Raw genomic sequence first — 23,569 nt, 5'->3', positions numbered from 1 at the left:
TCCCTTCGGTCACTGGGACACAAACACTGCGCCGCTTCGCGATTGTCGCGCAGTATTTGTGCCCGTTAGCTTAGCGTTACCCGCTACTTGTAAATCCAGCCTTTCACTTCTCTTTTTTAGTGGTAATATCAAATCATACCCAATGGGAGTTATTTTATGTCTGATGCATTAAAAGTGATGCTTGAAAATATCGAGCAACTCAGTACTAAAGAGAAAGCACTTGCTGCCCACTGTCTTTTAACGGCTATGGATACCAAGATTGATAGCGATGTGGAATCCGAGTGGGTAAAACTTGCAGAATCTCGCAGCGCAGAGCTAGAGTCTGGTGCGGTAAAAAGCATTAGTTGGGAAGAGATAGAAAAGGATCTTAATTAAAAAATGCTACCTGTTTCCTTTCACCCAGAGGTTAAAAGGGAAATAAAAGAGTCGTTTGATTGGTATCAAGAACAGTCATTGGGGTTGGGTCACGAATTTACTCAAGAACTCAAGGAAGCCATCGATTCAGTTAGCTCTTTGCCATCGGCATGGACAAAAATGGGGCAAACTCATCGACGCTTTGTCTTAAGCAGGTTCCCATACTCTATTATTTATAAAATTATCGAAAACAGGGAAGTTAGTGTGGTAGCTATTATGCACAACCACCGAAAACCAGGGTATTGGCACGAACGCGGCTAACAAGACGCTCAAGCCACTCCCTCCGGTCACTGGGACGCTGCCATGTGAGCTGACTCACTTCGTTCGGATTATAGCCCACACGCTAGCGCCCCTTAGCTTAAAGTTAGGAGACAAGGAAATGTCAGCAGGCGTCACACAAGCAAACAAATTTTACGAAGAAGTCGCAGCGACTCAAATAGTTTGGTTTGGTTGCCTCCCAAACGAAATACTCTTAGAGTTTGTTGTTGGTGACAACAAAGTATCTTTGCCCCTATGGTCTTCCAAATCTAGAATCGACAGGCTTAAAAAACTGAATCCTGAACTGCTCGGAGACGTAGAAGCACGAAGTGTTAGCTGGGCACAATTTAAGGAGGACTTCTTACCTATCCTACAGGATGATGAGAAAGTAGTGGGAGTAAATCTTTCTGGGAAAAATCTTACAGGCATCGACATACCCGCATCACTTTTAGTTAAGCAAATAGAGGCATTTGGGTAATGTCTCCTAACAAAAAAATCAAGTTCGCCCGCTGCGCGGGCTGGGACGCATACACGCGGGGCGGCTTCGCCATTATGCCCCGCATGTATGCGTCCGTTATTGGAAAGTTAGCTACAAGGAGTAAAATTTGTCTTTTCAGGATAAATTAAAAAGTGCTCACAAAGAAATGGATGAAGCCGGTATAAAGAAGTCAAACTATAATTCACCTATTTTGGTATTATTTAGAAAGCTAGGGCTTAATATTAAACCATTGCAGTACTATTCATTTTCACAGAGTTTTCTCATCACCGCAGTCTGGTTTGGAATAGTTTGGGGGTTGTTAATGTGGTTTACAACTTGGCAGTCTTCAAATATATCAGGACGGCTTGCACTTGCAGCAAGTATTTGTCCGGGCGTATTGTTTGGTTTATTTATGGCGTTCTATTATCAGCGCTGCTCAAAAAAGCACAATTTAAGCAAATGGGAGCAATTGTAGCTAACAAAGCCATAATGATGGGACGCAAAAAGCTTGGCTGCGCTCATTCTTCGCTAGTATAGCCAAGCTTTTATGCGCCCCATATTGCGGCGTTAGCTACTGGGAAATCAATGGCTAAATCAGAAATAAAACGATTCTTAAAAGAGATCCGCACTAAGTTTCCTGACGTTGTTCCTCTTATGGAAAAACATGAGAGTTGGGCGCTTACATTTCTAATGGAAGAGTTCGCAAATTTGACAACTATTTTGTTAAACCAAGGCGACTTAGAAGAAGCACTAGAACAGTTGCAGTACATGAGCGAGAAACTAGATACTGCAACCAAGGCGGAACTCGAGTACATAGATATATATTATACAGAGCACTTATTCTGGAAAGGTACCAAAGAAGGCATTGAACGTGGCTGGCCTCTCGTACCAGATAATCTCAGAAAATTGTACTTGGACTCTCATGGTAAACCACCTAGGGTAGTCGTTTAAAAATGCACGCACCTAACAAAAAATCAAGTTCGCCCGCTGCGCGGGTTGGGACGCTAACACGCAGGACGGCTTCGCCATTATACTCTAAAGAAAAGCGCTCTTTAGCTTAGTGCTATCACGATAAGGAACATCACTATGCTTGTTACACCGAAAAATATAAAATCAACAACTATAATGTCAGTTGTAATGGCATTAACGCTTTTTTTCATGCGTGGCTTTTATTCAGAAGTCGAGATAACTCCTATTAACTTAATGCCTTACTTGCTATCAGCTTTTTGTGGCGTTGTTTTAGCTTTTTTATACTTATCTCTTTTCCCAAGTCAAAGGAAAAATAGTTTTCCCACATTTTTCATACCCGGTGTTGCCTTAATTATCGTATTGTTTCTAACGGGATTAGCTAATTTATGGCTAATAGATGAGTTAATGTTTATGTTAGCTTTTATATTTGGTGGGCAAGAAATTTCAAAGCCTATTGAAAAATCGTTATAACAAGGTGTTACGTTCAAGGAAAAATTGGTGGACTATCAAGCGAATACAGGACGTTTTAGCGAAATTATAGTTGGCATCGTGACGACATCTATCTCACTTATCTTCTTTGGATTAGTTTTAATTATTTTTGTTAAAGGTGAAGCTTCTTTTGCCGCAGCAATAGGTATTTTAGCTTCAAGCTCTCTAGGTATATGGTTTGCGTTGCTTTCATACAGGCTGCTTTTTCATAAACCTAAAAAATATGGTGGTTTAATATCTCCTTTGGCGCTAAAGTTTTGGTGTGTCGTATTCGGACTATTCTCGTCAGTATTTTTGTTGTTCGGTATTTTAGAGTTAAACACCAAAGCAGTATTTAGCTCTATTATCATGCTTCCTGCATGTTTCTACGGCTGGCAATTAGCGAATAAAAGGCAGCGACGCAGTGGCATAAATATAAGGAAATAAATTATGAAAAATGTTGTTTTAGCGTTTATCTTTTTACTTGCTGGTTGCACTTCCACAACCTCGCATACTACATCTGCATTCTCAGACACAATGGAAATAATAAAGGCTGCTGCAGATTCAGCGCCTAAAGGTGTACCTGGACAATACACTCTTCAAATAGTCGCAACTGGTAGCCAAGGGCAATATGTCTATTTAAATACTGAAAAAGACTATCGTGATCAGAGAGCAGTAACCGTCGCTTTACACCCAAAAGTAATTGCACAATTAACCGCTAAATATGGAATGCCGCCGCAAGAATATTTTTTAAATAAAGCAATAGTAGTTAATGGTGAAGCACAGCGGGTAGAGATTGCATTTTTATCAGACGGCAAACCTACCGGTAAGTACTATTACCAAACACATGTAAGAGTAATGGACATATCGCAACTGAAGGTTGTGGACGAACATGCCTAACAACAATTAAGCTGGCCTGCTTCCACAGGCTGATACGCATAAATTCGGGGCGGCTAACAGTTGGCTTTATATAAAACCAACTAGGCACGGGACAGTTAGAGCTTTGCTCAATTCCGCGTTGCTTCAGAGTTTAGCCGTTGTGGCCTCGTCATTAGAAAGTTATACGAATAAATGTGAAACATAAGAAAATCATTGGTAACCTAAAAGCTCTATTCAAATAAGGAAGTTCTATGAAAAGCCGTACAAAAATAGTTTTATCAGCATTTGCTTTTACATCTGTAATAAGCTTGCAGTCCTTTATCCTGTATCAGCAAAATCAAGCAAATAGTACTCTACATGGCAAAGTAGACAGGCTTCAGAGTCAAATTGAACAAACAAGCAAAGCTAATCAAGATCTTCTCTTAAAAATAGAAAGCTTAGAAAGTAATTTAGAGCTTAAACCTCGTAGCCTTCTTTCTATGAATTAATTGGCTCTTTGAATAACAACCTAATCAACCTACTGCTTTCTTGCGTTAGGTTGTTATATGCCAGCAAAATTTTACAAGTCGCGTCGCGAATTCAACTTCGAAGTGCAACACAAAGAATAAACTATGTAACTTTCTCAGCCTTGAAAAACTATCAGCAGACCACACTGATATTTAAACGATTAATTCAAGGATGAAGAAATGCCACAAATAAATAGTTCGTTTGAAGAAAAATCGATAGTAACGGTTCTAGCTTTGTGCGTTTTCTCATTTGGGGTTTACGTTGTTTATCGCCTGTGGCAGTTAACTGAAATACTGAATTCGACAATAAAAAGCCACATTTCAAAGGCATTTACATCCACGGCAATTTCGATTCACATACTTTCGTTACTAGGACTCGCTTACTATTTTCTGTTCCCTGCACCAGCAGCGTTACTAGTTACGGCTAAGGTTCTTCATCTAATATCCGCAGTTTTCCATATTGTATGGATTATCAAAGTTAGAAATAGAATCAACAGGATAAACAAAGCGTCAAAAGGCAATTATTTGTGGCTAGACCCATTTCTTAGCAGCTTTTTTCACGTCATCTACTTTCAATACAAAATAAACCAATCTATAGCTTCTGGTATCTCTGGCAAAACTGCGATATAACAATTAAAACACGTCGCTCGCGGTATCAAAGGGACACAAAAGCGGCGGTTCTAGTGCTTCGCTTTGATTAAAGAAAGAATTAATATATGCGCCCTTTATTTAAGAGTCGTGCGCACAGGAGGTTACAATCACATGGAAAGTTTCATCCCGTTATTTTTAATATCTATACTTATTTTTCTACAAATAAAAAAATTTAGAAATATGTGTAAATATTTATCTTTCACCTACCCAGAAGAATGGGAAAAATTATCCCGCAACTCTTTAAGCGTATCTCAATGGTCTGTTACAAGTGCAAATTTAAATGAATCTCTCAAAACAGGCTTTTTTTCAACTGTAGCCGATGAAAAAATAAGACAGTTTAAAAGGTTTAGATTATTGAATATGCTCTTGATGGGAGCAGTGATATTGCTACATTTTATTTTCTTTTAATGGCAGCAATGGACGCATAGCAACCTATTAATAGAACCTTATGCGCTGTTAGAAAGTGAAGGCTGTCGAAAAGCAGTTTTTTTGTGAATGGCTATATACAATAAAGGGATACTAATCTTTTACATTTTATTTGGCTTAATTCTATTGGTGCTTTCGGCTTTCTTCTATTCCTTTTAATAAGAACTGAAAGCGGAAAAGTATTGTCTGCGCAGCTTAACCCGCAAGGAGAGTAATAATGGGTGTTACTAACAATAATTTCTTTAAAGTAGTAATTTTTATAATCTCGGTTTTGTTTTCTGGCTTGCTGTTAGAGCTAGCTGGGCTAAACGCATCTCAAGCCAATATATTATCACTCTCAACGTTTTCACTGCCTGTATTTATCATCTTTGGAATCTGCGTTAACTGGATGTACAACGCTGCTCGTCTGCTTAGCATCCATTATTTGCAAAAACAGACTCGTGAATAACGGCTTCACTGAATTTAATAATAGTGCCGCACTGCCTCAGTCGTTTACTGAAAGCGATAGCGCACAGCGAGTTAATGGAAGAAACTTATGATGAAACTAATACCTTACTCTAATTTAAAGCCCAGGAACTTGGGCATAATTCTATTTTTTGCGCGTTTGTTAGCTTATGTCGGTTATTTCTTTATAGGTATAGCCCTTTTAGCTTTCGCTTCCGAAATTTATAATTATGCATTTCCAAGTATACCGGTTGGAGGCCAAGGAGAAACTTATCATGCAGACGCGTACAAATTGGGAGCGATTACTCTTGTTTTTGCTATAGTTATATTGATCGTGTCTGCTCTACTTGCTGCACTCGTTTCTTGGGAGGCTTCACTCAAAAGCCCGAATGACCGCGAAATATAAATGATGACAGGGATTATTTATTCCTCAGCGCCGCTATTAAGGCTTAGCAGCTGCAACAAAGCTCAACGCCTGCTTTGTTGTAATATTAAGATGTTGTTAAAAGGATTTTCATGAAGTTTTACCCACACTCAAAGATTAAAACGGATAACCTTCCTACCCTACTTTTCGCTGCAAGAGCCACGAGTGTTCTTGGCTATATCTTTTCGTTGCTGACTATTTTACTTTGGGTTTCTAGTATATTCCTTGGGCCAAGAACTATGTATGGCGATTCAAATAGCCCAATTTTTTCAGCGTATTGGGATGGCGCGAGAAGTATAGCGTGGCTTTTTAGTGCAGGTACAGTATCTACTGCCCTGTTTTGTTTTATTGTCGGCGGATTGTGTGCAGCGGTTGTGTCTTTTGAATATAAATACACTAAGTCGTAGGTCAAACAACACAAGTCCAGGTCTTGATTTTATAAAAGTCCAAATTATGAGAAAAGTACAAACCGTTTTTGCTGCTATTTTACTATTAGGGTTGCTGTCTGGGTGCACTGCACTTGATGTTGAGCCCTGGACTGCTGAGGAGGTTCTAGGTGACGTGATTTCTTCAACAATTACCGGAAATAAAGTCTCTAGTGGTAACCGCTCTAAGTGCAATCAAATAAAAATGCAATGCCCAGCAGCTAATTATAGTGAAAGGTATGTAAATGGTGAAATAAGTTGCTCGTGCAGAAGTTAAATGGAAAGCAGTTGTCTTATTCACACCAAGGTTTGGCATTTGGGCAGAACTTTTATCGCGTTTAGTGTATTGGGTGTTTCTAACAAGAGGTTAAGGTGGATTATGAAGCACAATAACCGCTAGTTAACTTCTTCAATAAATAGAATGATATGACAACCGTTGAATTCAATCTCTTTTGCAAAGCGCTACCCCATACTACCCATGTTGTTCAATGGGGAAACTCAGATGTATGGAAGATAGGTGGGAAAGTTTTTGCTATAGGGAATACTGGTAAAGACGGGCACCCTGCTTTTACCTTTAAAACGTCTGAGCAAAATTATTATTTTCTGGAAGAAAAGCCTGGCTATAGGCCTGCGCCCTATCTTGCTAGTCGTGGAATGAAGTGGATACAGCAGTACAATTGTGAGAGCGATGAAGATGAAGCGTTAGAATATTATTTAAGCGCATCATATAAACTAGTATCGTTAGGGTTAACCAAGAAAATGCAAAAAGAGCTTGGTTTAAATCAACCTCAATAAAAGGTGCTTACACCATGTTCAAAGCAAAAGGCTTTACGCGCAATATTCGCCCATATGTAGAAGCTGAAATAGCGCTAGCTCATAAAAAGCAAAACCAAAACAGCCAACAGTGTGCTTTTTCACACTTAGAAAATGCACACGTTCTTGGTCAAGCCTCTACAAGGCTACACGTTAAAGTACACGTTCAAATGCTTTTATGGGCAGTGAAACAAGGTAATTTGCACGAGTTTTTTGGTCAGCTTTTCAGAATAACTGGCGCAGCAACGAAAACTATTTTTGGGCTAGTACCTCATGGAAATACAGGTGGCGCTAACGTTAGCCCATTTAAGGCAATGCCAATCAAACCAAACTTAAATACGATCATAAAAAAAGCGCATTCGAATGAAAATTAGAATTAACGTTGTCGATGCATTTACCAATGTAAGGTTTAAGGGCAATCCTGCTGCTGTAGTTATAACGGGTAAATGGCTTAGCGATGAAAAAATGCAAGAAATCGCTGCTGAAAATAACCTTTCAGAAACCGCATTTTTGGTAGAAGACGACAACGGTGTATTTGCTATACGCTGGTTCTCCCCCATAACGGAAATCGACTTTTGTGGTCACGCAACGCTGGCGTCTGCATTTGTTATTTTTAGCGAAAATTACCAACTACCGCATATTTCTCTATTCGCTAAATCGGTGGGTACGATGAAAGTCGTTAAGATAGACGACGGATTCATTCAAATGGACTTCCCCAATAGAATGCCCCATCCAGTCAACGATGTGCCTGAAGCGTTACTACAAGGGCTTTCTATCAAGCCCAAAAGCATTCTAAAAAATAACCAAGCTTATTTTGCTGTTTATTCCGACGAAGACGACGTTTTAAGTGTAATTCAAGACAGCGAGCAGCTTAAAACACTTGCGCCTTATGATGTGGTAGTGACAGCGCCTGGTACGCAATTTGATTTTGTTTCGCGTTATTTTTGGCCTGCGAACGGCGGTGATGAAGACCCGGTTACCGGTTCAATCCACACTGGGCTGGCGCCCTATTGGGCAAAAGTGTTTGGACGTTCAAAACTTATGGCTTATCAAGCATCTAAACGAGGTGGTACAGTGAAGTGTGAAGTAGCAGGCGACCGCGTGCTTATTTCTGGCCAAGCAGTGTCTTACCTTGAAGGTTATATTACTATTTAACAATTTAAAGAATAAAGCTGTAGAAGGAACTATAAATAAATGCAAAAAGTCGTTGAATTTAAAACTCGAAACTTTTGGTCTAGCCAACTTAATTTAGACACCCTTAACGAAGAAGTTACCAAATACAACAATCAGGGCTGGCGTGTCATTCAAGTAACACCAGTGTCGTCTTTTTCTGCACATGTTCGTTCGGTACTACTCCTTCTTGAAAAATCGAATAGTTAAGAGTAGAAACTCGAAAGAGCAGACCATTTTATTTACATTACCCCAGCACAAACAAAAAAGCGGAAGATATCTAACCTTCCGCTTTCACTCACGCAACAACGAATTGCTGCATTTAGTTTTAACTAGGCAAATGTAATATTAGCGCCCTACTGCAATGCCTTCTCTGCGAGGATCTGCGCCGCCAATTAATTTACCTGATTTAAACTGAATACCATGAAGACCGCTGTTTAAATCCACTACTTTGACGTTATGGCCGAGTGCTTTTAGTGGCTCTTCAAGCTCAGCTATTGGTGTGCCCTTCTCTAACGCCGTGTAGTCGTTTCGGTTAGTGATTTTAGGAAGATTGATGGCCTGCTGAATATCCAAGCCAAAGTCTAAAACTCCAATTAGAGTTTGAGCGACGTAGCTTACAATTCGAGAGCCGCCCGGCGAGCCGACAACAACTTCTAGGTTCCCTTCTTTGTCAAAGACCATTGTAGGGCTCATCGCGCTTCTAGGGCGTTTACCAGGCTCTACGCGGTTGGGTACAGGAAAACGGTTTTTAGTCGGCGAAAATGAAAAGTCGGTAAGCTGGTTGTTAAGCAAGAAGCCTTCTACCATAATTCCAGAACCAAACATAAACTCTATGCTAGTGGTCATTGATACTGCATTACCCTCTTTGTCTACGATAGAGACGTGTGAGGTGTTAGGCAGTTCCATTGATGTACCAAGTGCAACATTCGCATCGGCATACGGGTTACCAGCGCGCTTACGGCGCCACTCTTTATCAACAGCAATATTCTCAGCCCGGCGTTCAAGATAGGCAGTGTTGATCATGGCCGCAAACGGCAGGTTAGTAAAATCGCTATCTGCTATAAACTTCTCACGATCAGCGTATGAAAGCGCACTTGCCTGCGAGTACAAATTCGCAAACTCCACTGAATCCGGTGCATACTGGCTAAGATCAAAACCTTCTAACATTTTGAGAATCTGATAAACGTTCACACCACCAGAGCTAGGTGGTGCCATACCGCAGATACGCTTTTCGTGATATAGCCCACAAACAGGTTCGCGTTTTATAGGCTCGTAGCTTGCTAAATCTTCTAACGTCATCTGACCTGGGTTGATTTCAGCGCTATTTACCGCTTTTACTATTTTTTCAGCGACCTCGCCTTTCAATAAATAGTCGCTGCCCTTTTCCGCAATACCTCTCAACGTCTTGGCGAGCTTTTTGTTTTTCTTAACCGTGCCTTCTTTTAAAGGGAGGCCTGCCGGGAAGAAGTAAGTAGAGCTTGCAGGAAAAGTTTTAAGACCTGGGTGATAGTCCAACGCCACCAGCTTAGCTAAACGCGGGGATACTTTAAAACCATCTTCAGCTGTTTTAATTGTATCGTCGAATAGCGTATTCCAAGGTAGCTTACCAAACTCACTTTGAGCCATTTCTAATGCTTTTACTGCACCGGGCACGCCTACTGACTTACCACCAACTACGGCATCTAACCAGCGCATTGGCTTGTTACCTTCAATGAACCAATGAGAATTGACGGCTTTGGGCGCGGTTTCACGGCCGTCAAAGGTGTGAAGTACTTTGTTCTTATTATCCCAATAAAGGATAAAGGCACCACCACCGATGCCTGATGATTGCGGTTCAACGAGAGAAAGCATTGATTGAACAGCCACTGCAGCATCTATCGCACTGCCGCCTTTTTCTAGAATATTCTTCCCCGCCCATGACGCATAGGGGTTTGCTGCCACTACCATATAGTCTTTGGCTTCAAAAGCCTTTTTCTCTATGTAGCCTGTAGCCGCTTCAGGCTCACCAACTTCGCGAGCTTGTTTAGCGTTAGCTCCAAAAATGAAGCAACTAGATAATGCAAGAGTAACTACTGAAGCTCTGAACAAAGCACTGCGTCTCAAAATAATACTTCCTCTTATTTAAATTTTTCGGGGTTAATTGGCCGTTTTTTTAGAAACGCATCAAACGCTTCTTGGGCTGCGGTTGTGCCCAACGCTTCCAAAAATATATCAAACTCTTCGTTCATTTGTTGGTTCGTGCGTTCCCCGTCACCTTTCAATAATGCTTTAGTCTGTCTAAGCGAGAATGATGGCTTGGCAACGAGTTTGTCTACCGTAGTTTGAACGGTTTGATCTATTTCGTGTGCGTCAACAATTTTTGTCAGAATACCAAATTGATAAGCGTCGGTGGAGGTAAAAGGTTCGCCTAGCATTAACCACTCTGCCGCTTTGATATGACCTGCAACCTTAGGCAAAAGATAACTTGATGCATACTCGGGAACAAGCCCTAAGTTGATGAACGGTAGAACAAATCGGGTATCTGGTGTTGCGTATACAAAATCGCAGTGGAGTAAAAGCGTTGTGCCTATCCCCACCGCCAAGCCATGAACTTGCGCAATAACCGGTATGTTACACGCGGCTAGTGCACGCATAAATGCTGCTGTCTCAGGCACTTGGGCGTGATCTTGTTGCTGCGCAAAGTCGCCAATATCGTTACCTGCGGTAAAACAATCACCAGCACCTTTTATCACCACCACTTTCGTTGAGCCATCGTTCTTAACACCTAATATGGCATTCGCCATTTCTTGGTACATATCGCGTGTTAACGCATTTTTCTTGTCAGTCCGGTTGAGCGTAATGGTTAAGCACTGCTGATTATTTTCGGTAATGATGTAAGACATAATCACTCCTTTACTGTCGTCTTTTTTATTTCGGGTGTACTTCAGTTTTCACCCAGTAGGCAATTTCTGTATCATAGCCAGCAAATTCGAAATTCAAAAATAACTAACACTGATGATGTCACTGCCGTTTTCGCTTAAGTATAGCGCGGGTCCCCTTTTTATTGCGCTATGCTCCGTTGTCGCGTTTTTCTTTGAGCCTATGTCTGGCAATTATTTGGCTTACGACAGGTATGCCATTCAAGGTTTAGAAACTTGGCGAATAGTCACCGGTAATATCGTGCATACCAATGGCTACCACCTACTTTTAAATTTAGCAGGTCTGGCACTGTTGTGGGCACTACACGGCGAGCACTATCGAATAGGGTTGTACTTAAAAGTTTTCGTATGGTGCTGCTTGGGGACTAGTGTTGGGCTTTACTTGTTTTCACCCGATCTTATTTGGTACGCAGGTTTGTCTGGTGCGTTACACGGTATTTTCGCATGGGGCGCCTGTGTTGATATAAAAGAGAAAATGAAGTCGGGTTGGTTGTTGCTTATTGGCTTAGCCATAAAAGTAGGTTACGAACAAATAGACGGTAGCAGCGAACAAGTCGCAAACCTAATTGACGCAAAAGTTGCCGTAGATGCGCATTTATTCGGCGCGCTTACCGGTATCGCAATCTTTCTACTTATGTTTATTACGGCGAAAAGAAAATAGAAACTCGAGCAATATAGCATCACTCTCATTGCGCACCTTGAGTCGTGAAATAGATAAAATACGCTTTAGTAAGAGAATTACGATATTAAAAAAGGCCCGAATTCGTTGAGTTTGGGCCTTTTTAGTAAGCATTTATCCGTCTTTAATAGCTATTGCGCTGTGAGCAACTCAGTGGCTTTTAATCACTGGGTTGCACTCGCGGTTTTGCCTATAAGTTTTCTTCGAATAGCTTGTAGATACGGCGGTATTCATCAAGCCAAGAGCTTGGCTGTACGAAACCATGTGGCTCTACCGGATAAATAGCTGTTTCAAAATCTTCCTTCTCTAGCTCAATGAGGCGCTGTACCAATCGCACGGTGTCGTGGAAAAACACATTGTCATCAACCATAGGCGCATTGATAAGCAATGGCTTTTCTAGTCCACCTGCGAAATATATGGGCGAGCTACGCTCAAAGGCAATAGGATCGATATCAGGCGTATTCAGTATGTTTGCCGTATATGGCGTGTTGTAATGCGCCCAATCGGTTACCGGACGAAGCGCTGCACCTGCCGCAAACAGATCTGGCGCGGTAAACATAGACATAAAGGTTAAGAAGCCGCCGTATGAACCGCCGTATGTGCCAATACGCTCACGATCTACATTTGCATTTTCAACAAGCCAGTTAACACCATCACGCAAATCTTGCACTTCAGGCGTACCCATTTGGCGATAAATAGCCGTTCGCCAATCACGTCCATAGCCAGCGCTAGCGCGATAGTCCATATCTAGTACTACATAGCCTTGCTGCACTAGCATGCTATGGAACATGTATTCCCGGAAGTAACCAGACCACCCCATGTGAGCGTTTTGCAAATAGCCTGCGCCGTGGTTAAACACTACCGCTTTATTTGGCGCTGACTTATCGTAATTTTCAGGTAGATATACCCTAGCGTAAATAGGTGCATCGGTATGCGACGATTCAATAGCAACGATGTTAGGCACCGCCCATGGAAGTGCATTAAAATCTGCACTGGTGCTTTGCGTGATTTGCTTTGCCGCTGTTGCTTCGTTTGCTGGCTTAATGTAAAGCTCTTGTGGCTGATTCACCTTGCTATGGCTTAGCAGCAAATGTTCACCATCAGGGCTAAGTGAATAGTCTGTCATACCATTCAAATCAGTCATGGTATCGATGGTATTGTCGCTTAAATCAGCTCGATAAACTTCGTAAAGCCCTGGATGCTCCATGTTAGCTTTAAAGTAGATATAATTGTCATCGCTAGAAAGCGTTAAATCGTCAACAATAAAACGGCCGCTGGTTAGCGCGACAGGCTTCTCGCCAGGCTTTTGAACGTATAAGTGAGAGTAACCAGTATGCTCAGACTGATAGTAAAGTGTTTCGCTGTCATTTAGCCAATCAAATGCGTTGAAACGGTAGTTTACCCACGCATCGTCATGAAGCCTATGCTGGTTTTCTAGCGTTTTATTCGCTAAGTCGACCGTTGCAATCCAGCGGTCTTTGTTGTCCCACGCTTCTAGCATTACGGCAACAGCGTTACCGTTTTTGTGCCAGCGAATCGAAGGCTTAGTCCAATACCAGCTTTGCAGTAAGGTAATGTCGCGCGGCAAACGGTTCACTTCATAAGTTGTGCCTTTCGCTTTTGCGTTCTCTGCTTTTACGTCTGCAAGTACGTCGTCATTGTAACCAGGCAGATTGAAGTATTTAAGTTCGCTTTTCTCGCCAGTTTTAATATTTAGCAGCCAAAGTGTGTGATTTACCGATTCTGCATCAGCCACACGTTGGCGTACTGGTTTCGCGGCGATACGGCTGTCTTCTTGGATATAATGCGGCATAATGTCGCTGTCATCACGAGTCGGCTTACTTTCCGTGGTGGCGACTACTGCAAAGTTACCCGCAGGTGATACGCTAATACCCGCTAGTCGATGCGACTTATCAAAGTAAAACGGCGTAGGTGCTACACTGCTGTTTTCTTTGGCCAACGCTTTTTGAGCGTCGTCTTTTTCTTGTCTGTTTTTGCGCTGTAGTTTGATGTATTCCACCAGCGACTGTTGCTGCTCGGCAATATAATCTTTAGGCGGCTCAACCGTTTTGGGTTCGTCGCTAAACTCCCAGCTCAATAATTCTTCGCGGGTGCCGTTAGATAGGTCTATAGCAATAAATTTGTTACCGCTTAACGCCATTAAGCGGCCATCAGTCATAAATGAAAGCGTTGACAGCGCATTCCCTCCACGCGCGATACGCACGGTTTCACCGTTGGTAAATTGCACATAAACACTGTCTTCAAATGAATAAGCAATTACACCATCATTTCTTACTACGCGTTCGTCAAAACGGTATTTGTGCAAATCGGACAATGGTGCTTTTACGGCGTTTGCTGGGTTAGAAAGCTCTGCAATATAGACATCTGTCAGTGCACTATCTTGTCTTCCCTTTTCAAAAACAATTTTATCGCCATTCACCGACCACCCCATACCTTCAGGTAGCGCGCCTATCCATTGAGGATCTGACATTATTTGCTTTAAAGTAATTTCACCTTTTTGCGCGCTGTTCTGGGGCGCTACAGCTGGTGTAACGGTTTGTTGAACTATGGCAGCCGGAAGCGATGTTGAGGTTGTTTGGCTAGAGGGTTCGTTAGTGGTGCTCGCACATCCGCCCAACGCAAAAGTAACGCTAGCCGCGATGAGTAAAGAAGAGTATTTTTTCATTATTTTAAGTCGTTGTTATGTAAAAATCGTTAACATTATACGCAGAGCCATAGCTAAAGCGCTAACGTTCATCGAGTGTGATAGTGAACCAAACGTAAACCATTGCCGTTTATGGTCTTGGAATAAGGTCTGATGATCTTCAACAAAATAACAAAAATTAACTGATGAGGTAAAACACGATGAAAGCAAAAGGTATTGTACCGGCGCTTCTTGCGCTCAGCTTTTTCACATCTGCCAGCTTTGCGAACGAGTGCCCTAGCGTACTTAAATTTATGAAACGTAAGCTTAACTCGCAAGAAACGGTAAATTTGTGCAGTGAATATGGGGGAAAGACACTACTTGTCGTTAACACTGCCAGCTATTGCGGTTACACGCCACAATTTGAAGGATTAGAAGCGCTATACAGCGACTATAAAGATAAGGACTTTGTCGTACTAGGTTTCCCTTCACACGACTTCAACCAAGAAGACAGCGATGAGGGCAAAACGGCAGAGCTATGTGAATTAACCTATGGCGTGAAGTTTCCGATGTTCGAACCAGTATCGGTAAAAGGTGACGACGCAGATCCTATGTATAGAATGCTAAAAACCGCCACCGGGAAAGCACCCTCTTGGAATTTCAATAAATACTTAATTGATAGCACGGGTAAACAAATCACTCATTACCCAAGCTCAACTAAACCTACTGATCCTGCCTTCATTGCCGATGTAGAAGCACTCATTAAAGGTGAATAGGTATTTAATTATTTATTCTTGTTCATTTGAAAGCATAGCCGTAAAAGCTCTGCGCATAAAAAAGCCCCGCCTAACAGGCGGGGCAATCAAGCACACTCAACTTGGAACACACTTTTAGCTGAAAACATACTTCCTACGTTTTAGCTAACTGCATTAATTTAGTGTGTTTAGTTGTTGGTTAGTTCATTAATTTTTTCACTTGCTTCAGCAAAAGCCTTGTTTGCTTGCTCTTCGCCCATGTTAAGTCCTTCAGCATAAACGAATTTTATATCGCTAATACCTATGAAATTTAAAAAGTGTTTTAAGTATGGCGTCTGTGTATCGAAGTCAGACCCAGCATATACACCACCGCGAGCAGCAAAAACCGTGGCTGATTTATTTTCTAGCAAACCGACAGGACCTGTCTCGGTATACTTAAATGTTATGCCCGCTCGTGCAATACGGTCGAAATAGGCTTTCAAGCTCGATGGAATACCAAAATTGTACATTGGAACTGCCAATACAATTTCATCAGCCGCTTTCACTGCTTCAACAATATCGTCAGAGACTTTTGCCAATGCCTGCTGTGATTCATTTCGCTCAGATGCTTCAGTCATCCACGCTTGCATCTCTTCTCCCGTTAAGTGAGGTAGCGCCAGCGAGGCTACATCAACACGCTTAATATGTACTGAGCCATCACTTTCAATTTTTGAAAGATATTCGTTTGCTATTTTTGAAGAATTACCTTGTTCGCCACTAAGGCTGGAAAATATAGCTAAAACTGTTTTCATGCCGCACTCCAATATGTGTTGTTTAGGTGGTACACGACCATATTAGCGGAATAAGTTAGGATGAGAATCTCAAAAAAATGAGGTAACTGTTCTAGTTTATCGAACGAAATTTGAAAAACTAGACAGCCTTGTAAATTATTTGAAAACATTACATTACGTTAATGTTGCAAGGAGGATGATCTTCTCTTATTTGCCTCGCGTAATCGAGTTTGCCACAACACAATTAAGAGGATACAAAAAATGAGAAGGACCAAAGCGCTCCTTGCATGTTCAATCTTACCACTATTTTTGATCGGCTGCTCTGACGATGACGACGATGTCGTACAAGAGCCCACACCCGCCCCAGAATACGCAAACGTTCGAGTTGTTCACGCAGCATCAGACGCACCAATGGTAAACATTACTGCTAATGACGCCATACTCAACGATCTTGAAAGCGTTGATTACCAAGTCGCTTCATCGCGTTTTGAGGTGGAAACAGGTACATACGATATTGGTGTTACAGGTATTCTTCCAGGTGAAAACGCTGAAGTGCTGCAAGCTGACGTAACGTTAGAAGCTGACGTGAACTACGATATTTTTGCCGTCGGTAATGTTGGCGATGAAACATTATCGCTTTTAACTGTGACCAGTATGGAAACCGCGGTTGATGCTGGTAACGCTCAAGTACAGATTGTACATGCAGCGTCTATGGCCCCAACGGTTGATATTTACGTTACAGCACCAGACACAGATATCACTGCCGAGCAGCCGCTTGTTACTGCCGAATTTACCGACGCAACAGATTTGATTCAAGTACCTGCGGGCGATTATCAAATCCGCATTACACCGGCAGGTGATACAACGGTTGTATACGACTCGGGTACGGTTAACTTAGCTGACGGTGCTGATTTGCTTATTGCCGCAACTAATAACGTAGGTACAGGTGACTCACCAGTAACATTACTGGCAGCAGACGGTGACAGCAGTTTCAAAATTTGGGATTCAGAGGCAGGTGCCGAAATTCGCGTAGTACATGGTATTAGCGACGCGCCAGCGGTGGACGTTATTGCCAATAACGAGATTGTGCTAGTAGACGGCATTCAGTTCCCACGCACCACCGATTACCTGTCTGTTGCTGCGGGTGATTACTTAATTGATGTTGTAGCCGATAGTGACAACAGTGTTGTGGCTGTTGACGATGCAGAATTGACACTAGATGTAGGTATGTCTTATACCGCTATCGCGAACAATGTACTAGCAGCACCTGAGCTAGATGTATTAGTGGATATGCCTCGCTCAGTCGCGACAGAAGCTAAAGTGCGCATTGTACATGCTTCACCTTCAGCAGGTAACGTAGACATTTACGTAACTGCAGATGGTGAAATTGATGCGGTTGACCCGGCATTTACCGATATTGCCTATGAGACTGGTGAGCTTGTTGAAACAGGTTACGTAAGCTTGGCGGAAGGTGACTACGTAGTGACGGTTACGCCTACTGGTACCAAGACAGCGGCAATTGAAACAGACGTCTTATCATTAGAAAATGGCGAAATTTACACGGCAATTGCACTAGACGGCGCAATGGAAGGTGATTTACCTCAATTAGCATTACTTGATGGCCTAGCACCACCTCCACCTGCTTTTAACGCTGACATGACTTACAACGTTAATTTAAGTGGCTCACAAGAAATGCCTGCTGTTGATACCATGTCAACTGCAACAGCAGTCGTTGAGATTGACGACGACTTGCCTGCATTTAGTGTAAGCGTTGACGTTTCAGGCCTAACTGACGTTACGGGTGTACACGTACACGATGGCGGCATCGGCATGAATGGGCCAGTTGCCTTCCCACTAACTGATGCTGGCAATGGTACGTATGTTCTAGCTGAAACTAATATTTCACCTAGCAACTTAGACGCACTTACCAGCGGTGAGTGGTATTTAAATGTTCACACTACCGCTAACCCTAATGGTGAAGTGCGCGGTCAAATTGTACCCGACACAACTGCGGTAGTAACCTTCTCACTAAGCGGCAGCCAAGAGGTGCCAGCGGTTGACACCATGGCAATGGGGTCTGGCTATGCGCTTTTCGATACCACGGACAACAACGTTTCTCTTGTGGCGGTAACCACTATTGAAAATGCGACTATGGCGCACATTCATACCGGGTTTGCTGGTGAAAATGGTGACGTACTTGTAGGACTTGTGGAAAGTGAAAGCACTGCTGGCGTTTGGATGACAGACGGAAGCATAGCGCTAGATGAAGCTACAGCTACTCAACTACTGGCTGGTGGTCATTATGTGAATGTGCATACAGCAGCCAATACTGGTGGCGAAATTCGAGGTCAGATCACGCCTGACAACATTGAAGTGTACGGCATCATTGCCAACGGCCTACAAGAAGTGCCTGCAGTAACTACTACAGCAAGCGGCGCTGGTGCATTTACTTTGAATACATCAACAGGTGCACTGTCAGGAAGCGTAACTATAACTGGTATGACAGCCAACATGGCTCACATTCATGAGGGTGAAATGGGCGTAAATGGAGATGTTCTAATCGGACTTACTGCCGGTACCAGCGGTATGTGGTCTGTACCAGCTAATACTACGTTAACCAATGAGCAAATGGGCGTGATGGCAGACGGAGGTCTTTACACTAACTTCCACTCAGATGCATTCCCAAGCGGTGAAATTCGTGGACAAATTACGCTAGGTTTTGACTAACAGGGTCCGGTCACACGTATTGCTTTAAGTATATTGAAGGCAATTAGAACAAAATAAAAAAGGGGCGAAAGCCCCTTTTTCTGTACTTTACCCTAGCAAAACATTGTCTATATCGTGTTTAGCGCTGCTTCGAAATCCGCAATCAGATCCTGAGTATCTTCAATACCTACCGAAATACGTAGCATGGTATCGGAAATCCCCATAAGTTCACGTTCCTCTGCCGTATTCTCGAAATAAATAGTAGGTGCCACAGGTAGTGCAAGGGTGCGATTATCGCCTAAGTGGGTAGCGCAGATTACCAGCTCCATCTCGTTTAAAAACGCAACAGGGTCAGCACCATCTATTAGATCAAAACTCAAAATTGCACCGTAGCCACCTTTAAGGTATTCCCGTGCCATAAAATGCTGTGGATGGTCGGCAAGACCTGGATAAAACACTTTAGCAACTTTAGGGTGATTATCTAGAAAGGTTGCTAGCTGCATAGCATTGTGTTGGCTTCGAGATAAACGCAAATCTAAGGTTTCCATGCCTAAAGCGATAGCCGTGGCTGATTGAGGTGCCAATGTAGCGCCTAAATCACGAAGGCCTTTCTTTTTGATTTGAGTAATGCCCCACTGAGCTGTATCCGCAACCTGATAAGCAGGCTTGAGGTTGTCAAACTTTGTCCAGTCAAAGTTGCCAGTGTCGACTACTGCGCCGCCTAATACATTGCCGTGACCTGCTATATATTTGGTTAATGAGCAAAACACCAATGATGCCTTAACATCTTTTGCGTAGAAAACAGGTGGCGGCGTCATAGTGTTATCAACCATAAACAGCATTTGCTTTTCTTCACAGAATTGACCAATGGCATGAAGATCAGCAACCTGAGTTACAGGGTTTGCCACGGTTTCCGTGTAGACACCTTTTGTGTTTGGCTGATACGCTTCTTTAACTTGTTGAATGTCGGTCACATCAGTGTAAGTAACCTGCACACCGAAGTCTTTAATTGTTTCAAAAAAGCTTCTTGTGTTACCGAAAAGGTATTGGCTTACGATTAAATGATCGCCCGCCTTTAACAAGGCAAATAATGAACTGCTTATGGCCGCCATACCGGTTGAGTAGCATAACGTACCTACACCGCCTTCTAAGTCATTTAGCATATTTTGCAATGCAGCCACCGAAGGCGAAGAAGAACGAGAGTATACGTGAGCTGCGCGCTTGCCTTGAAACGCATCTATGATGCCTTGCGCATCTTTAAACTCAAAAAGAACCGAATTAGATGTGCTGCTGTGAACACCACCATGTTCCGGGGTGTTTAGCATGCGATCAGAATGTACCTGACGGGTTGTGAATCCCAATTTTGTCACGGGTGAAGCTCCGAAAATAGATGTTTGCGACCTAGCCAAATACGCACCGTATTAGTCTATGTAAGAAAGGTGCGTACATACCACTTACAAAAATGGTTATGGCTTTATAATGCAGTTTTTAGGATATTTTGCGCAAACATTATCATAAAACGTATAAATAGTTTGCATTTGTTCATCTATATTAGTCACTTTCTGAATAATTGGCCCCAATACAATTCTTTTTCTAGCGTAGTCCAAACCTATGACTTGAACAGGAATTTCAGCTTGCTGTGCAATATGCATAAACCCCATTTTCCATGGATAAATGGGGCTACGAGTACCTTCTGGCGCTAAGGCAAGAATAAGCTGATCAGCCTCTTTAATTTTATTTGCAATAGAGGTGACCACGCCGTGGGCTTTACTTCTTTCAATGGGAATGCCCCCTAGCCTCCTCACAATGGCACCTAATGGTGGCTTAAAGATGGTGTGCTTGCCAAAAAAATTAATGTTTAGCTTGAATGAAAACACCACGAATAAGCCAATAAAAAAGTCCCAGTTTGATGTATGCGGTGCTACCGCTAATATGGCTTTTTTCTGATTAATGAGTTCGCCTTCTACTTGCCAGCCTCTTTTTGTGAGCACCCATGCGGCAAACGACGACAGCCAGTTTGGCCACTTACGAGGGATACTGCTCCCTACGACGACTTTACTGGCTAATTTAGAGTGGTTATTAGAATGCGAGGGTTTTGTCATTATTATTATGCTCTGCTTTTTGTTCTATATTGGGTTTTATTTAAGATTTGGTTTGGCAATTTATATACTGGTGAGCTATATCACATGGCATTATTGGCAGTTTGCTTTCAATACTTCATTTACCTTCGTGCTTTCTTTTTCTGTTTTGTACCCGCATATTCCTTTATTACGTAACACACTATACTGCACGTAACACATCATACTGCGCGTACATTAACGAAGAGTAATCAAAATAGAAATGTAACGCAATTGTTAACAGAAGCAATTCAGCTATGTGTGGTGGACAAGTTAAGAAAAGGACACTAGTACGCTATGTGTATTTTATTTATCGCAAACAAGATGCGAGATGACTACCCTCTTATCATTGCGGCGAATCGAGACGAGTTTTACGCAAGACCGACTGCACCTTCAACATTTTGGGAAAGCCACCCGCACTTGCTTGCGGGGCAGGATTTAGAAGCTGACGGCACTTGGATGGGTGTTACGCGTAACGGGAAAATTGCAGCACTTACCAATGTGAGAGACCCACACAACATCAATAAAAATGCAGTATCCCGCGGGGCATTAGCTGCTAATTGGCTTAAACAAAACCCGGCCCAAAAAGATTATGACGAGCAGTCAGCATATTTAGCTACGCTTGAAGAAACTCGTCACCAGTACAACGGATATAACTTAATATTTGGCGATGTAACTGCACTTCGCGTTTACAACAACGTAAACAATTCGACCCACTCAATTGATACCGGTGTGTATGGGTTGTCAAATGCTGATATTGCTACTCCATGGCCAAAAGTCACTCAAGGCGTTACTGCCTTAAATGACTATGTGCAGCATCAAAGCACAATCAATTATGACGATTTATTTGATATTTTACGCCACGAAAACAAAGCAGAGGATGCCCAGCTACCCGACACGGGGATAGGTTATGAATGGGAAAAGGCGTTATCTTCCATTTTCATTCAAACCGAAAAATACGGCACGCGTACATTTACTCTGGTATTGGTGATAAAAACAATACGCTCACTTGGAAGGAACGTCGGTTCTCAGACAAAGGAAAAGCATTGGAAACTCGTGCCTTTTCTTTTTCAATTTAAGGTATTTTTGAAATGAAACTTTCGTTTACGCTTTATAAAGCAAGTTAATTGAAATATTTTCAACCTTTAGGGGTCGTTTTTTCTACCATCGATGGCATAATGCCTGCCTGCTAATTATTGCACACCAACGTAACGTGAGGACATATCGTGTTTGAAGTATTACCCCATCTCGCCCCAGATCCAATTCTTGGCCTGTCAGCTGCTTTTCGTGAAGACACCAACCCAAATAAAATCGATTTAGGTGTTGGCGTTTATAAAGATGAGCAAGGTAATACCCCTATTCTTTCAAGTGTCGCAAAAGCGCAAAAAGTGCTTTTAGACAAAGAAACTAGCAAAACCTACATTACGCCTCAAGGCAACCAAGGTTTTATCGACGGTATGTTGTCTTTGCTTTTAGGTAAGAATAGCCCTGTACTTCTTGCTGACCGCGTTGCAGCGGTTCAAGCTCCAGGTGGTTGTGGCGCGCTGCGTATTCTTTCAGAGTTGCTAGTGCGTTGTAATGAAAATGGCAAAGTATGGGTAAGTGACCCAACATGGGCTAACCATATTCCACTTATCGGCTCTGCGGGCCTTAAAATTGAAACCTACCCGTACTTCGATAAAGCATCAGCCAGCATTCGTTTTGACGCTATGATGGAAACCCTTCGCAAGACTGAAAAAGGCGATATCGTTCTTCTTCACGGATGCTGTCACAACCCAACAGGTGCTGACCTTACTAATGCACAATGGGATGAAGTACTAGAAGTAGCGAAAGAGCGTGAATTCTTACCTTTCATCGATGTGGCTTACCTTGGTTTCGGTGAAGGTTTAGACGAAGATGCTTATGGCGTGCGTTTGTTGGTCGAAAATCTTCCAGAAGTAATTGTAGCGGCGTCTTGCTCTAAAAACTTCGGTCTTTACCGCGAACGTGTTGGTTTAGCAGCTATTATCACTGAAGATTCAGCAACACGTAAAATTGCGCAGGGTCAAATTCAGTCTATCGCTCGTGGCATCTACTCAATGCCGCCAAGCTACGGTGGTGCATTAGTAGACATTATTCTTGCTGACGAAGCCCTTAACAACGAGTGGGTAACTGAAGTGAACGAAATGCGCGATCGCATGAAGTCACTACGTTCAATGCTTGTACAAAACCTTCACGACAATGGTTCACCAAAAGACTTTAGCTTTGTGAACGACCAAAAAGGTATGTTCTCATTCTTGTGTATCACTCCAGAGCAAGTACGCGAAGTACGTGAAAAGCATAGCGTTTACTTTGTAGATTCTAGCCGTGTAAACATTGCAGGCATCAACCAAGAAAACGTTGAAACACTAGCGAAAGCATTGGTATCAGTGCTTTAGCTGAAAACTAGCGGTTTCAAAATTTCAAAAGGCAGAGTTTGATACTCTGCCTTTTTTGTTTTCGTTCGAATTATTCGCCTTTCCCTTCTCCTTTCGCCCTTGCTTCTTGTGCGACAAGTGTATTCATACATGCTTTCAATTGCAGTTAGTCACACTTCCTAACAAATTTACCTTGTGCTTTATATACTTTTTCATAGGGCATACTTAACAATATCGTTACACTATAACGATGTTA

The 23,569-nt window shown here is 42.4% G+C and carries 27 protein-coding genes and 1 pseudogene; 22 read left to right on the top strand and 6 right to left on the bottom strand.

All coding sequences use genetic code 11. From position 1 onward, the window contains the following. Positions 1–156 precede the first annotated feature (156 nt). The 17 genes from ACXACS_RS10795 to ACXACS_RS10715 all read left to right on the top strand — a co-directional run bounded on the left by ACXACS_RS10795 (position 157) and on the right by ACXACS_RS10715 (position 8,535). Positions 157–375, top strand: a complete 219-nt coding sequence (locus ACXACS_RS10795; protein ID WP_163111832.1) for an addiction module protein — start codon at positions 157–159, stop codon at positions 373–375. A 3-nt stretch (positions 376–378) separates the two neighbouring features. Further along, positions 379–675, top strand: coding sequence for a type II toxin-antitoxin system RelE/ParE family toxin (locus ACXACS_RS10790; protein WP_474806467.1), 297 nt, complete (start codon positions 379–381; stop codon positions 673–675). Positions 676–793: 118 nt separating this feature from the next. Continuing rightward, a complete protein-coding gene (locus ACXACS_RS10785) occupies positions 794–1,150 on the top strand; it encodes a DUF2750 domain-containing protein (RefSeq protein ID WP_474806465.1) in 357 nt (118 codons plus the stop codon). Between the two features lie 127 nt (positions 1,151–1,277). Next, a complete protein-coding gene (locus ACXACS_RS10780; RefSeq protein ID WP_474806463.1) occupies positions 1,278–1,625 on the top strand; it encodes a DUF6404 family protein in 348 nt (115 codons plus the stop codon). A 110-nt stretch (positions 1,626–1,735) separates the two neighbouring features. Continuing rightward, positions 1,736–2,101, top strand: coding sequence for a DUF7674 family protein (locus ACXACS_RS10775; RefSeq protein ID WP_474806461.1), 366 nt, complete (start codon positions 1,736–1,738; stop codon positions 2,099–2,101). A 135-nt stretch (positions 2,102–2,236) separates the two neighbouring features. Further along, positions 2,237–2,590, top strand: a complete 354-nt coding sequence (locus ACXACS_RS10770) for a hypothetical protein (RefSeq protein ID WP_474806459.1) — start codon at positions 2,237–2,239, stop codon at positions 2,588–2,590. A gap of 27 nt (positions 2,591–2,617) precedes the next feature. Continuing rightward, on the top strand, positions 2,618–3,034 hold the full coding sequence (locus ACXACS_RS10765) for a hypothetical protein (RefSeq protein WP_474806457.1): 417 nt from the start codon (positions 2,618–2,620) through the stop codon (positions 3,032–3,034). A 3-nt stretch (positions 3,035–3,037) separates the two neighbouring features. Further along, positions 3,038–3,487: a hypothetical protein gene (locus ACXACS_RS10760; RefSeq protein WP_474806455.1), complete on the top strand. Its 450-nt coding sequence runs from the start codon at positions 3,038–3,040 to the stop codon at positions 3,485–3,487. Positions 3,488–3,717: 230 nt separating this feature from the next. Continuing rightward, a complete protein-coding gene (locus ACXACS_RS10755) occupies positions 3,718–3,954 on the top strand; it encodes a hypothetical protein (protein ID WP_474806453.1) in 237 nt (78 codons plus the stop codon). Between the two features lie 780 nt (positions 3,955–4,734). Continuing rightward, the gene (locus ACXACS_RS10750) at positions 4,735–5,031 is read left to right on the top strand and encodes a hypothetical protein (protein ID WP_474806451.1); all 297 of its coding nucleotides are present in this window, start codon (positions 4,735–4,737) and stop codon (positions 5,029–5,031) included. A 235-nt stretch (positions 5,032–5,266) separates the two neighbouring features. Then, on the top strand, positions 5,267–5,497 hold the full coding sequence (locus ACXACS_RS10745) for a hypothetical protein (RefSeq protein ID WP_474806449.1): 231 nt from the start codon (positions 5,267–5,269) through the stop codon (positions 5,495–5,497). Positions 5,498–5,584: 87 nt separating this feature from the next. Continuing rightward, a complete protein-coding gene (locus ACXACS_RS10740) occupies positions 5,585–5,899 on the top strand; it encodes a hypothetical protein (protein WP_474806447.1) in 315 nt (104 codons plus the stop codon). A 110-nt stretch (positions 5,900–6,009) separates the two neighbouring features. After that, positions 6,010–6,324, top strand: coding sequence for a hypothetical protein (locus tag ACXACS_RS10735; RefSeq protein WP_474806445.1), 315 nt, complete (start codon positions 6,010–6,012; stop codon positions 6,322–6,324). A gap of 444 nt (positions 6,325–6,768) precedes the next feature. After that, complete coding sequence (locus ACXACS_RS10730; protein WP_474806443.1) at positions 6,769–7,137, top strand: MmcQ/YjbR family DNA-binding protein; 369 nt, start codon at positions 6,769–6,771, stop codon at positions 7,135–7,137. Between the two features lie 14 nt (positions 7,138–7,151). After that, positions 7,152–7,529 carry a DUF3703 domain-containing protein gene (locus tag ACXACS_RS10725; protein ID WP_474806441.1) on the top strand — a complete coding sequence of 126 codons (378 nt, stop codon included), beginning with the start codon at positions 7,152–7,154 and terminating at the stop codon, positions 7,527–7,529. Beyond that, complete coding sequence (locus ACXACS_RS10720) at positions 7,519–8,310, top strand: PhzF family phenazine biosynthesis protein (RefSeq protein ID WP_474806439.1); 792 nt, start codon at positions 7,519–7,521, stop codon at positions 8,308–8,310. The genes ACXACS_RS10725 and ACXACS_RS10720 overlap by 11 nt, the downstream gene beginning before the upstream one ends. Positions 8,311–8,349: 39 nt before the next feature. After that, positions 8,350–8,535: a DUF4177 domain-containing protein gene (locus tag ACXACS_RS10715; protein WP_136782720.1), complete on the top strand. Its 186-nt coding sequence runs from the start codon at positions 8,350–8,352 to the stop codon at positions 8,533–8,535. A 138-nt stretch (positions 8,536–8,673) separates the two neighbouring features. Here ACXACS_RS10715 and ggt read toward each other — a convergent pair whose 3' ends face one another. After that, positions 8,674–10,431, bottom strand: a complete 1,758-nt coding sequence (ggt, locus tag ACXACS_RS10710) for a gamma-glutamyltransferase (protein ID WP_474806436.1) — start codon at positions 10,429–10,431, stop codon at positions 8,674–8,676. Positions 10,432–10,445: 14 nt separating this feature from the next. Further along, positions 10,446–11,210: an enoyl-CoA hydratase gene (locus ACXACS_RS10705; RefSeq protein WP_474806434.1), complete on the bottom strand. Its 765-nt coding sequence runs from the start codon at positions 11,208–11,210 to the stop codon at positions 10,446–10,448. 112 nt (positions 11,211–11,322) lie between these two features. On the opposite strand from ACXACS_RS10705, the gene rrtA reads away from it, so the two are divergent. Next, positions 11,323–11,907, top strand: coding sequence for a rhombosortase (rrtA, locus tag ACXACS_RS10700; protein ID WP_474806433.1), 585 nt, complete (start codon positions 11,323–11,325; stop codon positions 11,905–11,907). Positions 11,908–12,115: 208 nt separating this feature from the next. Here the strand turns inward: rrtA and ACXACS_RS10695 are convergent, their stop codons facing one another. Then, positions 12,116–14,611 (bottom strand): S9 family peptidase, encoded by a 2,496-nt coding sequence (locus ACXACS_RS10695; RefSeq protein WP_474806432.1) that lies wholly within the window; start codon positions 14,609–14,611, stop codon positions 12,116–12,118. A gap of 179 nt (positions 14,612–14,790) precedes the next feature. Between ACXACS_RS10695 and ACXACS_RS10690 the strand changes: the two genes are divergently transcribed. Further along, on the top strand, positions 14,791–15,345 hold the full coding sequence (locus ACXACS_RS10690) for a glutathione peroxidase (RefSeq protein WP_474806430.1): 555 nt from the start codon (positions 14,791–14,793) through the stop codon (positions 15,343–15,345). 167 nt (positions 15,346–15,512) lie between these two features. Here ACXACS_RS10690 and ACXACS_RS10685 read toward each other — a convergent pair whose 3' ends face one another. After that, on the bottom strand, positions 15,513–16,115 hold the full coding sequence (locus ACXACS_RS10685) for an FMN-dependent NADH-azoreductase (protein WP_474806428.1): 603 nt from the start codon (positions 16,113–16,115) through the stop codon (positions 15,513–15,515). A gap of 240 nt (positions 16,116–16,355) precedes the next feature. Between ACXACS_RS10685 and ACXACS_RS10680 the strand changes: the two genes are divergently transcribed. After that, positions 16,356–18,821: a CHRD domain-containing protein gene (locus ACXACS_RS10680; protein WP_474806426.1), complete on the top strand. Its 2,466-nt coding sequence runs from the start codon at positions 16,356–16,358 to the stop codon at positions 18,819–18,821. 107 nt (positions 18,822–18,928) lie between these two features. Here ACXACS_RS10680 and ACXACS_RS10675 read toward each other — a convergent pair whose 3' ends face one another. Together ACXACS_RS10675 and ACXACS_RS10670 are read right to left on the bottom strand one after the other, a co-directional pair. After that, positions 18,929–20,170: a cystathionine gamma-synthase family protein gene (locus ACXACS_RS10675; protein ID WP_474806424.1), complete on the bottom strand. Its 1,242-nt coding sequence runs from the start codon at positions 20,168–20,170 to the stop codon at positions 18,929–18,931. 96 nt (positions 20,171–20,266) lie between these two features. Further along, entirely contained in the window at positions 20,267–20,902 is a 636-nt protein-coding gene (locus ACXACS_RS10670) for a 1-acyl-sn-glycerol-3-phosphate acyltransferase (RefSeq protein WP_474806422.1), read from the bottom strand. A 312-nt stretch (positions 20,903–21,214) separates the two neighbouring features. Here ACXACS_RS10670 and ACXACS_RS10665 point away from each other — a divergent pair. Continuing rightward, a pseudogene (locus ACXACS_RS10665) lies at positions 21,215–21,996 on the top strand (NRDE family protein). Between the two features lie 147 nt (positions 21,997–22,143). Beyond that, on the top strand, positions 22,144–23,334 hold the full coding sequence (locus ACXACS_RS10660; protein ID WP_474806420.1) for an amino acid aminotransferase: 1,191 nt from the start codon (positions 22,144–22,146) through the stop codon (positions 23,332–23,334). Positions 23,335–23,569 lie beyond the last annotated feature (235 nt).

The organism is Alteromonas sp. AWM4_230 (genome assembly GCF_056158305.1).
Note: the sequence above shows the minus strand (reverse complement) of the source record. Positions and strands in the feature narration are given on the sequence as shown.

Excerpts from the sequence above, each read along its gene's own strand:
- ACXACS_RS10795 (WP_163111832.1), top strand. The coding sequence starts at position 157 with ATGTCTGATGCATTAAAAGTGATGCTTGAAAATATCGAGCAACTCAGT.
- ACXACS_RS10790 (WP_474806467.1), top strand. The coding sequence starts at position 379 with ATGCTACCTGTTTCCTTTCACCCAGAGGTTAAAAGGGAAATAAAAGAG.
- ACXACS_RS10785 (WP_474806465.1), top strand. The coding sequence starts at position 794 with ATGTCAGCAGGCGTCACACAAGCAAACAAATTTTACGAAGAAGTCGCA.
- ACXACS_RS10775 (WP_474806461.1), top strand. The coding sequence starts at position 1,736 with ATGGCTAAATCAGAAATAAAACGATTCTTAAAAGAGATCCGCACTAAG.
- ACXACS_RS10770 (WP_474806459.1), top strand. The coding sequence starts at position 2,237 with ATGCTTGTTACACCGAAAAATATAAAATCAACAACTATAATGTCAGTT.
- ACXACS_RS10760 (WP_474806455.1), top strand. The coding sequence starts at position 3,038 with ATGAAAAATGTTGTTTTAGCGTTTATCTTTTTACTTGCTGGTTGCACT.
- ACXACS_RS10755 (WP_474806453.1), top strand. The coding sequence starts at position 3,718 with ATGAAAAGCCGTACAAAAATAGTTTTATCAGCATTTGCTTTTACATCT.
- ACXACS_RS10750 (WP_474806451.1), top strand. The coding sequence starts at position 4,735 with ATGGAAAGTTTCATCCCGTTATTTTTAATATCTATACTTATTTTTCTA.
- ACXACS_RS10745 (WP_474806449.1), top strand. The coding sequence starts at position 5,267 with ATGGGTGTTACTAACAATAATTTCTTTAAAGTAGTAATTTTTATAATC.
- ACXACS_RS10740 (WP_474806447.1), top strand. The coding sequence starts at position 5,585 with ATGATGAAACTAATACCTTACTCTAATTTAAAGCCCAGGAACTTGGGC.
- ACXACS_RS10735 (WP_474806445.1), top strand. The coding sequence starts at position 6,010 with ATGAAGTTTTACCCACACTCAAAGATTAAAACGGATAACCTTCCTACC.
- ACXACS_RS10730 (WP_474806443.1), top strand. The coding sequence starts at position 6,769 with ATGACAACCGTTGAATTCAATCTCTTTTGCAAAGCGCTACCCCATACT.
- ACXACS_RS10725 (WP_474806441.1), top strand. The coding sequence starts at position 7,152 with ATGTTCAAAGCAAAAGGCTTTACGCGCAATATTCGCCCATATGTAGAA.
- ACXACS_RS10720 (WP_474806439.1), top strand. The coding sequence starts at position 7,519 with ATGAAAATTAGAATTAACGTTGTCGATGCATTTACCAATGTAAGGTTT.
- ACXACS_RS10715 (WP_136782720.1), top strand. The coding sequence starts at position 8,350 with ATGCAAAAAGTCGTTGAATTTAAAACTCGAAACTTTTGGTCTAGCCAA.
- ACXACS_RS10705 (WP_474806434.1), bottom strand. The coding sequence starts at position 11,210 with ATGTCTTACATCATTACCGAAAATAATCAGCAGTGCTTAACCATTACG.
- rrtA (WP_474806433.1), top strand. The coding sequence starts at position 11,323 with ATGATGTCACTGCCGTTTTCGCTTAAGTATAGCGCGGGTCCCCTTTTT.
- ACXACS_RS10695 (WP_474806432.1), bottom strand. The coding sequence starts at position 14,611 with ATGAAAAAATACTCTTCTTTACTCATCGCGGCTAGCGTTACTTTTGCG.
- ACXACS_RS10690 (WP_474806430.1), top strand. The coding sequence starts at position 14,791 with ATGAAAGCAAAAGGTATTGTACCGGCGCTTCTTGCGCTCAGCTTTTTC.
- ACXACS_RS10685 (WP_474806428.1), bottom strand. The coding sequence starts at position 16,115 with ATGAAAACAGTTTTAGCTATATTTTCCAGCCTTAGTGGCGAACAAGGT.
- ACXACS_RS10680 (WP_474806426.1), top strand. The coding sequence starts at position 16,356 with ATGAGAAGGACCAAAGCGCTCCTTGCATGTTCAATCTTACCACTATTT.
- ACXACS_RS10670 (WP_474806422.1), bottom strand. The coding sequence starts at position 20,902 with ATGACAAAACCCTCGCATTCTAATAACCACTCTAAATTAGCCAGTAAA.